Origin of the sequence: Pseudomonas putida (genome assembly GCF_028682175.1) — a bacterium.
GTDB lineage: Bacteria > Pseudomonadota > Gammaproteobacteria > Pseudomonadales > Pseudomonadaceae > Aquipseudomonas > Aquipseudomonas putida_AD.
On record NZ_JANHKS010000091.1, the window covers coordinates 1 to 8715 of the forward strand.

At 62.4% G+C, this 8715-nt stretch carries 7 protein-coding genes; 6 read left to right on the forward strand and 1 reads right to left on the reverse strand.

Translation table 11 applies throughout. The features are described from left to right. Window positions 1-90 precede the first annotated feature (90 nt). Window positions 91-1062, reverse strand: a complete 972-nt coding sequence (locus tag NPS29_RS28305; protein WP_274136779.1) for an alpha/beta hydrolase family protein — start codon at window positions 1060-1062, stop codon at window positions 91-93. Window positions 1063-1256: 194 nt separating this feature from the next. Between NPS29_RS28305 and NPS29_RS28310 the strand changes: the two genes are divergently transcribed. From NPS29_RS28310 to NPS29_RS28335, 6 genes are all read left to right on the forward strand, one after another. Further along, the gene (locus tag NPS29_RS28310) at window positions 1257-3272 is read left to right on the forward strand and encodes a PAS domain-containing sensor histidine kinase (RefSeq protein WP_425312562.1); all 2016 of its coding nucleotides are present in this window, start codon (window positions 1257-1259) and stop codon (window positions 3270-3272) included. Continuing rightward, entirely contained in the window at window positions 3269-3898 is a 630-nt protein-coding gene (locus tag NPS29_RS28315) for a response regulator (RefSeq protein ID WP_274136780.1), read from the forward strand. Before NPS29_RS28310 ends, NPS29_RS28315 begins: the two co-directional genes overlap by 4 nt. Before the next feature lie 289 nt (window positions 3899-4187). Then, window positions 4188-5312, forward strand: a complete 1125-nt coding sequence (locus tag NPS29_RS28320) for an ABC transporter ATP-binding protein (protein ID WP_274136782.1) — start codon at window positions 4188-4190, stop codon at window positions 5310-5312. Between the two features lie 88 nt (window positions 5313-5400). Further along, the gene (locus tag NPS29_RS28325; protein ID WP_274136783.1) at window positions 5401-6432 is read left to right on the forward strand and encodes a polyamine ABC transporter substrate-binding protein; all 1032 of its coding nucleotides are present in this window, start codon (window positions 5401-5403) and stop codon (window positions 6430-6432) included. A gap of 179 nt (window positions 6433-6611) precedes the next feature. Beyond that, window positions 6612-7859 (forward strand): ABC transporter permease, encoded by a 1248-nt coding sequence (locus NPS29_RS28330; RefSeq protein ID WP_274136784.1) that lies wholly within the window; start codon window positions 6612-6614, stop codon window positions 7857-7859. Between the two features lie 10 nt (window positions 7860-7869). Beyond that, window positions 7870-8697 carry an ABC transporter permease gene (locus tag NPS29_RS28335; RefSeq protein ID WP_274136785.1) on the forward strand — a complete coding sequence of 276 codons (828 nt, stop codon included), beginning with the start codon at window positions 7870-7872 and terminating at the stop codon, window positions 8695-8697. Window positions 8698-8715 lie beyond the last annotated feature (18 nt).

The following is an 8715-nucleotide window of genomic DNA, read 5'->3' on the forward strand; positions in this document are numbered from 1 at the left end:
CGGCAAGCCGTGCTGCTACGGGATTGGGTTGTGAAGGTGATTTGTGAGCGACCCCACTCCCCGTAGCAGTCCGGCTTGCCGGCGAGGCGCTTACTCGCTCTCCAGCCACCCGCGAACCCGGCGGAACAACTGGTCCTGCTCGCCTGCGGTATTGCCGGGGATGGCGTTGAGCGCGACCTGGGTGAAACGGGCGTTCTTGATGCGTTTGCTCACGTCCAGGCGATCCTTGGCTTGTTGCCGAGGCACGGCCAGTTCGCGGTTGACGAAGTCCGCCGTCGGCACTTTAAGGGTGGGCAGCAATTGCAGCAGCGTTGGCGTCTGCTGATTGGTCTGCACTGCCGTCACCATGACCAGTTTCTGCACCGCCGGCGCAGGTCGCTCGCTCATGTAGCGTGCTGCCCAATAGGCCCCCGTTCCGTGTCCCAGCAGCACCACGCTATGGGCCTTGTTCTGTTGAGCGAAGGTCACGGCGCTGTCGATGCGGGCGAAGATCTTCTCGGCAGTTGTCTTGTCCCGCTCCACCTGGGCTGCAGCCTGTGCGGCGGCCGCAGCAGCATCGGCTTCTGCGCTGGCCGCAGGGTCCGGCGCTTTGGCCTTGTCCTTGTCAGCGGCGGCCTTGTCGTCGGTGGCAGGCGCTTCGGCGGCCCGGGCGAAAACGCCGTCTTCGTAAGCATCCGGAAGGGTCAGGCTCAAGCTGGCCCAGCCCACGTCCGGCAGTTTGTTGCGCAGTGGGCCGACCGCGTTGGGCCAGTCCGCCGACTCTCCCGCGCCAGGAACGATCACCACCGCGCCCTTGGGCTCGTCGACGTTGGCAGGCTTCCACAACGCCAGAAAACTTTCATCGCCGGCCTGCAACTGCTGCTGTTCGATCTGAGGAATCCGCCGCTCCAGCGCCAGTGAGTCCTCCTGGCTGCGTGATGGCAGCACGGCACGTTCCGGCGCCTTTTCTTCAGGCTTCGCGCCGCTGGCCGGGGCTGTATCTGCCGCCAGTGTCATCTGCGAGCAAGGTAAGATCAGTGTCAGGCAAATCGCGGGAAACATTGCGCGAATGGTGTAGGACATCGAATATTCCAAAGGCCAGAAACAATTCTGGCAGCCTAAAGGGTTGATGACGGTTTGTCAGGCCGGGTAGCGCCGCCCGCTTTCAGGCGCCATGCACACCAGATGATTGATCGAGGATTCAGGGAAGTGGGGATGACAGATTGAGAATCCGCGTGCTGTGCCTTCGGGTTATCGGCTGTCCGGGAGCGCTCTTGATGGGCGTGCTGCTGATTGCCATGTCCTGCCTGGCGCAGGCTGGCGTGGCGCCCGCGCCGCCGGATCCGCTCAATGCCGCCCAGCGTGACTGGCTCAACCAGCATGGACAACTGCGCGTCGGCCTGGTGTTGCAGGCGCCCTATGCCCAGTTCGACCGCAGGGCGCAGGTGTTGTCGGGGGCCAACGTGGATCTGGTCAACCTGATGGCCAGGACCCTGCAGGTCGAACTGCTGTGGCGCAACTTCTCCGATCAGGCCGAGCTTGAGAAAGCCCTCGCCGAGGGACAGATCGATTTCGCCCCTGGCCTGACCCAGACCCCGGCCGGCCTGCGCATGTGGCTGTTTTCCGACCCTTACATGCGCGTGCCGCAGCTGATCGTGGGCGAGCGGGACGGTGCGGGCGCCGTGGATCTTGAAAAGCTCGGCGAGCAGGTGCGCATCGCCGTGCGCATGCCCAGCGCGACTGCTGACTACCTGCGTTCCAACTACACCCATCTGAATCTGCAAGGCGTGCCACTGGATCGCCAGGCCCTGCAACTGCTGCTCAGCCAGCAGGCACGCTACGCCGTGGTCGATGAGGCCCAGCTCAGCCGCCTGTCCCGGGAAAACGAGTTCGCCGACCTGGCGGTGGTGGGGGATATCGGCTTCCCGCAGTTGCTGCGCGTGGCCTCGCGACGCAATGCGCCGGAACTGGCCGACATCATCAGCCAGGCGCTGAACGCGATTGCTCCCAAGGATCTGGATCAATTGCATGCCCAGTGGCTGCAGCCCAAGTACGCGCGGGTCAGCGAGTCGCCGGGGCTGTGGAAAAACCTCGCGCTGCTGTTCCTGGTGCTGTTCCTGGCCAGCGCGGCGATTGTCTACTGGCAGCGCAAACAGCAGCAGACCCTCGAACGTGAGTTGCTGGCCGCCCGCGAAGACATCACCAGGCGGCTGGCCGGCGAGGAGGCGCTGCGTCTGGCGCAGTTCTCCATCGACCAGAGCACCGTGGGCATTCTCTGGGTCAACTGGGACAGCCACGTGCGCTACGCCAATCAGGCGGCCGAAAGCATGCTGGGCTACGGGCGCGGCGGGGTGGTGGACCGGCCGCTGATCGACTTCGAGCCGGGCCTGAACATGGATCGCTGGCTCAACCTGTGGAAGAACGCCCGGGCCAGCGACGACGCGCCGCAGAACTTCGAAAGCAATTGTGTACGCGCCGATGGCAGCATTCTCCCGGCTGACGTCTCCCTGAGTTTCCTGCGCTTTCGCTCCGCTGAATACCTGGTGGTGTTCATCACCGACGTCACCGAGCGCCGCCGTTCCCTGGCGGCATTGCAGGAAAGCGAGGCGCGCTTGCAGGTGCTGGCCGAGCAGTTGCGCGAGTTGTCGGCCCACCTGGAAACGGTACGGGAAGAGGAAAAGGCCCGCATCGCCCGGGAAGTTCACGACGAGCTGGGTCAGATGTTGACCGTGCTCAAGCTGGAAACCTCCATGTGCGAACTGGCCTACGCGGATCTTGATCCCGGATTGCGCGAGCGGCTCAACAGCATGAAGCGCCTGATCGCCCAACTGTTCCAACTGGTGCGGGACGTGGCCACGGCGTTGCGTCCGCCGATCCTGGACGCGGGCATCGCGTCCGCCATCGAGTGGCAGGCCCGGCGCTTCGAGGCGCGCACGCAGATTCCGTGTCTGGTGCAGGTGCCGGACAACCTGCCAAGGCTTGCCGATGCGACGGCCATCGGCCTGTTTCGCATTCTTCAGGAGGCGCTGACCAACGTCATGCGGCATGCCGAGGCGCATTCGGTCGAGCTGAACCTGAGCCTCAAGGCGGGCGTGCTGTGCATGAGCGTGGCGGACGATGGCAAGGGCTTCGATCAGGCGGCGGACCGCCCGGCGTCGTTTGGTCTGGTGGGCATGCGCGAGCGGGTGCTGATCATGGGCGGACGATTGCATCTGGACAGCACGCTGGGAGAAGGCACAACCTTGCGTATCCAGATTCCGCTGGAACAGGTCGCGCAGGAGCAAGTGCAGTGATTCGTGTATTGGTCGCCGAAGATCACACCATCGTCCGTGAGGGCATCAAGCAGTTGATCGGCCTGGCCAAGGATCTTCAGGTGGCGGGGGAGGCCGCGAATGGCGAACAGCTTCTGGAGGCCCTGCGCCATATCGAATGCGAAGTGGTGTTGCTGGATATCTCCATGCCCGGCGTCAACGGTCTCGAAGCGATTCCCCGGATTCGCGCGCTGAACAATCCGCCAGCGATTCTGGTGCTGTCGATGCACGATGAGGCGCAGATGGCCGCGCGCGCTTTGAAGATCGGTGCCGCCGGCTACGCCACCAAAGACAGCGACCCCGCGCTGCTGCTGACGGCGATCCGACGGGTGGCGTCGGGCGGGCGCTACATCGACCCTGATCTGGCCGACCGCATGGTGTTCGAGGTGGGCCTGACCGACAGCCGGCCTCTGCACTCGTTGTTGTCCGAGCGTGAGTTTTCGGTGTTCGAACGCCTCGCCCAGGGTGCCAACGTCAACGACATCGCCCAGCAGCTGGCGCTGAGCAGCAAGACCATCAGCACCCACAAGGCGCGGTTGATGCAGAAGCTCAATATCACGTCGCTGGCTGAATTGGTGAAGTACGCGATGGAGCACAAGCTGGTCTGATCGCGTACCTAAAAACGACTTCTTGTGGCGCTTCGTAAACCGCTATCGCGAGCAAGCTCACTCCTACAGGTTACTGCGATCCCCTGTAGGAGTGAGCTTGCTCGCGATAGCGTCCTTACAGGCAAAAAAAATCGCCCAGACCACATACCTATCCCCGCCATCCGTGTAGGGCAATCCCTACCCCAGGTCTTCCACCGCGCCTAGGCGAATCTCTCCTACCCCCCGATTTGCGCGGTTTTCAGGCTGATCTAGGCTTGTTCCCACGTTTGATTAAACAAGGGTGTGGGTAATGAGCAACGTCGATTCTAGCGCTGGGGCGAGTGATGTTCTGGTCAGCTTTCGTGGTGTGCAGAAGAGCTACGACGGCGAAGTTCTGATCGTCAAAGACCTCAACCTGGACATTCGCAAAGGCGAATTCCTCACCCTGCTCGGGCCTTCGGGTTCCGGCAAGACCACAAGCCTGATGATGCTCGCAGGTTTCGAAACCCCGACCGCGGGCGAGATCCTGCTGGCCGGCCGTTCGATCAACAACGTGCCACCGCACAAGCGCGACATCGGCATGGTGTTCCAGAACTACGCGCTGTTCCCGCACATGACGGTCGCCGAGAACCTGGCGTTCCCGCTGTCGGTGCGTGGCATGAGCAAGACCGACGTCGCCGAGAAAGTGAAGAAGGCGCTGGATATGGTGCAGCTCGGCGCGCTTTCCCATCGTTATCCCGCGCAGATGTCCGGTGGCCAGCAGCAACGTGTGGCCCTGGCCCGCGCGCTGGTGTTCGAGCCGCAACTGGTGCTGATGGACGAACCCCTCGGCGCGCTGGACAAACAACTGCGTGAACACATGCAGATGGAGATCAAGCACCTACACCAGCGCCTGGGCGTCACCGTCGTCTACGTGACCCACGACCAGGGCGAAGCCCTGACCATGTCGGACCGCGTGGCCGTCTTCCACCAGGGCGAAATCCAGCAGATCGCCCCGCCGCGCACCCTGTACGAAGAGCCAAAGAACACCTTCGTCGCCAACTTCATCGGCGAGAACAACCGCATCAACGGCACCTTGCTCAGCCAGACCGGCGACCGCTGCCAGGTGGCCCTGACCCGTGGCGAAAAAGTCGAGGCGCTGGCGGTGAACGTCGGTGCGCCGGGCAGCCCGGTCACCCTGTCGATTCGCCCTGAGCGAGTGAACCTCAACGGCCGCAGCGAGAGTTGCGTGAACCGTTTCTCCGGTCGCGTGGCCGAGTTCATCTACCTGGGCGACCACGTGCGGGTGCGCCTGGAAGTGGCTGGCAAAACCGATTTCTTCGTCAAGCAACCCATCGCCGAGCTGGACCCGGCGTTGAGCGTTGGCGACGTTGTGCCCATTGGATGGCAGGTCGAGCACGCCCGCGCGCTGGACCCTTTGCAGGAAGCGCATTGATTCAAACGCTGTAGTCGCAAAAGAAGCACCCAGAGGCGAGCCAATCGCCCCCAACGCTTATACAAATCGTTCGTGGAGAGAAAAACAAATGCTCAAGACATTGAAGCTCACCGCCTTATCGGTCGGCATGATGTGCGCGGCGCAAGCCATGGCCGCCGATCTGACTGTCATTTCCTTCGGTGGTGCGAACAAGGCAGCGCAGGAAAAAGCCTTCTACGCCCCATGGGAAAAGACAGGCAGCGGCAAGATCATTGCCGGCGAATACAACGGTGAGATGGCCAAGGTCAAAGCCATGGTCGACACCAAGAGCGTGACCTACGATCTGGTGGAAGTCGAATCCCCGGAACTGGCTCGCGGCTGCGACGAAGACATGTTCGAAGAGATCGATCCGGCCATCCTGGGCAAGAAAGAAGACTACGTGCCGGGCGCCATCCAGACCTGCGGCGTGGGCTTCTTCGTGTGGTCCACCGTGCTGGCCTACAACGCCGACAAACTGAAAACCGCACCGACCAGCTGGGTCGATTTCTGGGACACCAAGAAATTCCCGGGCAAACGTGGCCTGCGCAAAGGCGCCAAGTACACACTGGAATTCGCTCTGATGGCTGACGGCGTCGCGCCGAAAGACGTCTACAAGGTGCTCGCCAGCAAAGACGGCCAGGACCGCGCCTTCAAGAAACTCGACGAACTCAAGCCGAACATCCAGTGGTGGGAAGCCGGTGCCCAGCCGCCGCAATTCCTGCAATCGGGTGACGTGGTGATGAGCTCGGCCTACAACGGCCGTATCGCCGCCGTGCAGAAAGAAAGCAACCTGAAAATCGTCTGGACCGGCGGCGTCTACGACTTCGACTCCTGGGCGATTCCGAAGGGCGCGAAGAACGTCGAGGAAGCCAAGAAATTCCTGGCCTACACCCTCAAGCCTGAACAGCAGAAGACCTACTCCGAGAACATCGCCTACGGCCCGGCCAACTCCCAGGCTGTCAGCCTGCTGACCGCCGACAACCAGAAAAACATGCCGACCACCCCTGAGAACATCAAGGATCAGGTGCAGTTGAGCGTGAGCTTCTGGACCGACAATGGCGAAAACCTGGAGCAGCGTTTCAACTCCTGGGCTGCCAAGTAATAGAACAAGCCGTAGCAGTCCGGCCGGGCGGCGCTCCGCTTGCCGGCGACAGCGGTCGTGAGGGCCCTGTCGCCGGCGAGCCGGACTGCTACGGACGATCAGCGTTTGAGTGATGTTTGTTGTACGTCAGATAGGGTCGCGCTTGTGTCGACCATTATTGAAAGATTTCGGAGTTCGCTATGGCCACCGCCGTGCCCCTGACTGAAGGCGCCAGCCCGACCTTGAAGCAACGCCTGGCCCGTGCCGAGCGCGTCAACCGCTGGAAGGCTCAGGCGTTGATCGCGCCATTGGCGATTTTCCTGCTGCTGGTATTTCTGGTGCCGATTGCGGCGCTGCTCTACAAAAGCGTGAGCAACCCTGAAGTGGTTGGCGGCATGCCGCTCACGGTGGTCGAAGTGTCCAAGTGGGACGGCAAGGGCCTGCCCCCTGAAGCGGTGTACAAAGCCGCAAGCCAGGACCTGGCCGATGCCCGCAAAAACCAGACCCTGGGCGATCTGTCCAAGCGCCTGAACCAGGAGCTGGCCGGCTACCGCAGCTTGCTTGCGAAAACTGCCCGCGCGCTGCCTTTCAAGGAAGAACCTGCTTCCTATAAAGACGCCATGGAAGCCATCGACGAACGTTGGGGCGATCCCGCGTACTGGCAGGCTGTGCGTCGCAACACCTCAAGCTTCACCCCCTATTACCTGCTGGCCGCTGTCGACCACCGCATCGATGACCTCGGTGAAGTGGCGCCCGCGACCCCGGACCAGGCGATCTACATCGACGTCTTCGCCCGTACTTTCTGGATGGGTCTGGTCATCACCGTGATCTGCCTGCTGCTGGCCTACCCACTGGCGTACCTCCTGGCGAACCTGCCTGCACGGCAGAGCAACCTGTTGATGATTCTCGTGCTGTTGCCGTTCTGGACCTCGATCCTGGTGCGGGTCGCCGCGTGGATCGTATTGCTGCAATCGGGTGGCCTGATCAACGGCGCGCTGATGGCGATGGGCATTATCGACAAGCCGCTGGAACTGGTATTCAACCGGGTCGGCGTGTACATCTCGATGGTCCACATCATGCTGCCGTTCATGATCCTGCCGATCTACAGCGTGATGAAAGGCATCTCGCCGACTTACATGCGTGCCGCGATTTCCCTGGGCTGCAACCCCTTCGCCAGCTTCTGGCGGGTGTACTTCCCGCAGACCTACGCCGGGATCGGCGCGGGCTGCCTGCTGGTGTTCATCCTTGCCATCGGCTACTACATCACCCCGGCGCTGCTGGGCAGCCCGAACGATCAGATGGTCAGTTACTTCGTGGCGTTCTACACCAACACCAGCATCAACTGGGGCATGGCGACGGCCTTGGGCGGCCTGCTGTTGCTGGCGACCGTGGTGCTTTACCTGATCTATAGCTGGCTGGTCGGCGCCAGCCGCCTGCGCCTGAGCTGAGGAGAGAAACATGCTGAGTCCTTATTCCTCGCCCGTCGAGCGCCTCTGGCACTACACGCTGCGCATTCTGTGCGGGCTGATTCTGTTGTTCCTGGTGCTGCCGGTGCTGGTGATCGTGCCGCTGTCGTTCAACTCCGGCAGCTTCCTGGTCTATCCGCTGCAGGGCTTCTCGCTGCACTGGTATCAGGATTTCTTCAACTCGGCCGAGTGGATGCGCTCGCTGAAGAACAGCCTGATCGTCGCCCCGGCCGCCACTGTGCTGGCCATGGGCTTCGGCACGCTTGCAGCGATTGGCCTGACGCGCAGCAACTTCCCCGGCAAGGCGTTGGTGATGGCGCTGGTGATCTCGCCGATGGTGGTGCCGGTGGTCATCATAGGTGTGGCCAGCTACCTGTTCTTCGCTCCACTGGGCCTGGGCAACAGCTACACCTCGCTGATCCTGGTGCACGCAGTGCTGGGTGTGCCGTTCGTGATCATCACCGTGTCGGCCACGCTGCAGGGGTTCAACTACAACCTGGTGCGTGCGGCGGCGAGCCTTGGCGCTTCACCGGTGACCACCTTCCGCCGCGTGACGCTGCCGCTGATTGCGCCGGGGGTGATTTCCGGTGCGCTGTTCGCCTTTGCCACCTCGTTCGACGAAGTGGTAGTGACCCTGTTCCTCGCAGGCCCCGAGCAGGCGACCCTGCCTCGGCAGATGTTCAGCGGCATCCGCGAAAACCTGAGCCCCACCATCGCCGCGGCAGCCACCTTGCTGGTGGGTTTTTCGGTGGTGCTGTTGCTGGTGCTGGAATGGCTGCGCGGACGCAGCGAGAAATTGCGTACCGCAGTGGTGGAGTAAGCGTCGCCACCACCCCGT

Bases quoted from the DNA above. Each gene is read 5' to 3' on its own strand.
- NPS29_RS28305 (WP_274136779.1), bottom strand. From the start codon at position 1,062: ATGTCCTACACCATTCGCGCAATGTTTCCCGCGATTTGCCTGACACTG.
- NPS29_RS28310 (WP_425312562.1), top strand. From the start codon at position 1,257: ATGGGCGTGCTGCTGATTGCCATGTCCTGCCTGGCGCAGGCTGGCGTG.
- NPS29_RS28320 (WP_274136782.1), top strand. From the start codon at position 4,188: ATGAGCAACGTCGATTCTAGCGCTGGGGCGAGTGATGTTCTGGTCAGC.
- NPS29_RS28325 (WP_274136783.1), top strand. From the start codon at position 5,401: ATGCTCAAGACATTGAAGCTCACCGCCTTATCGGTCGGCATGATGTGC.
- NPS29_RS28330 (WP_274136784.1), top strand. From the start codon at position 6,612: ATGGCCACCGCCGTGCCCCTGACTGAAGGCGCCAGCCCGACCTTGAAG.
- NPS29_RS28335 (WP_274136785.1), top strand. From the start codon at position 7,870: ATGCTGAGTCCTTATTCCTCGCCCGTCGAGCGCCTCTGGCACTACACG.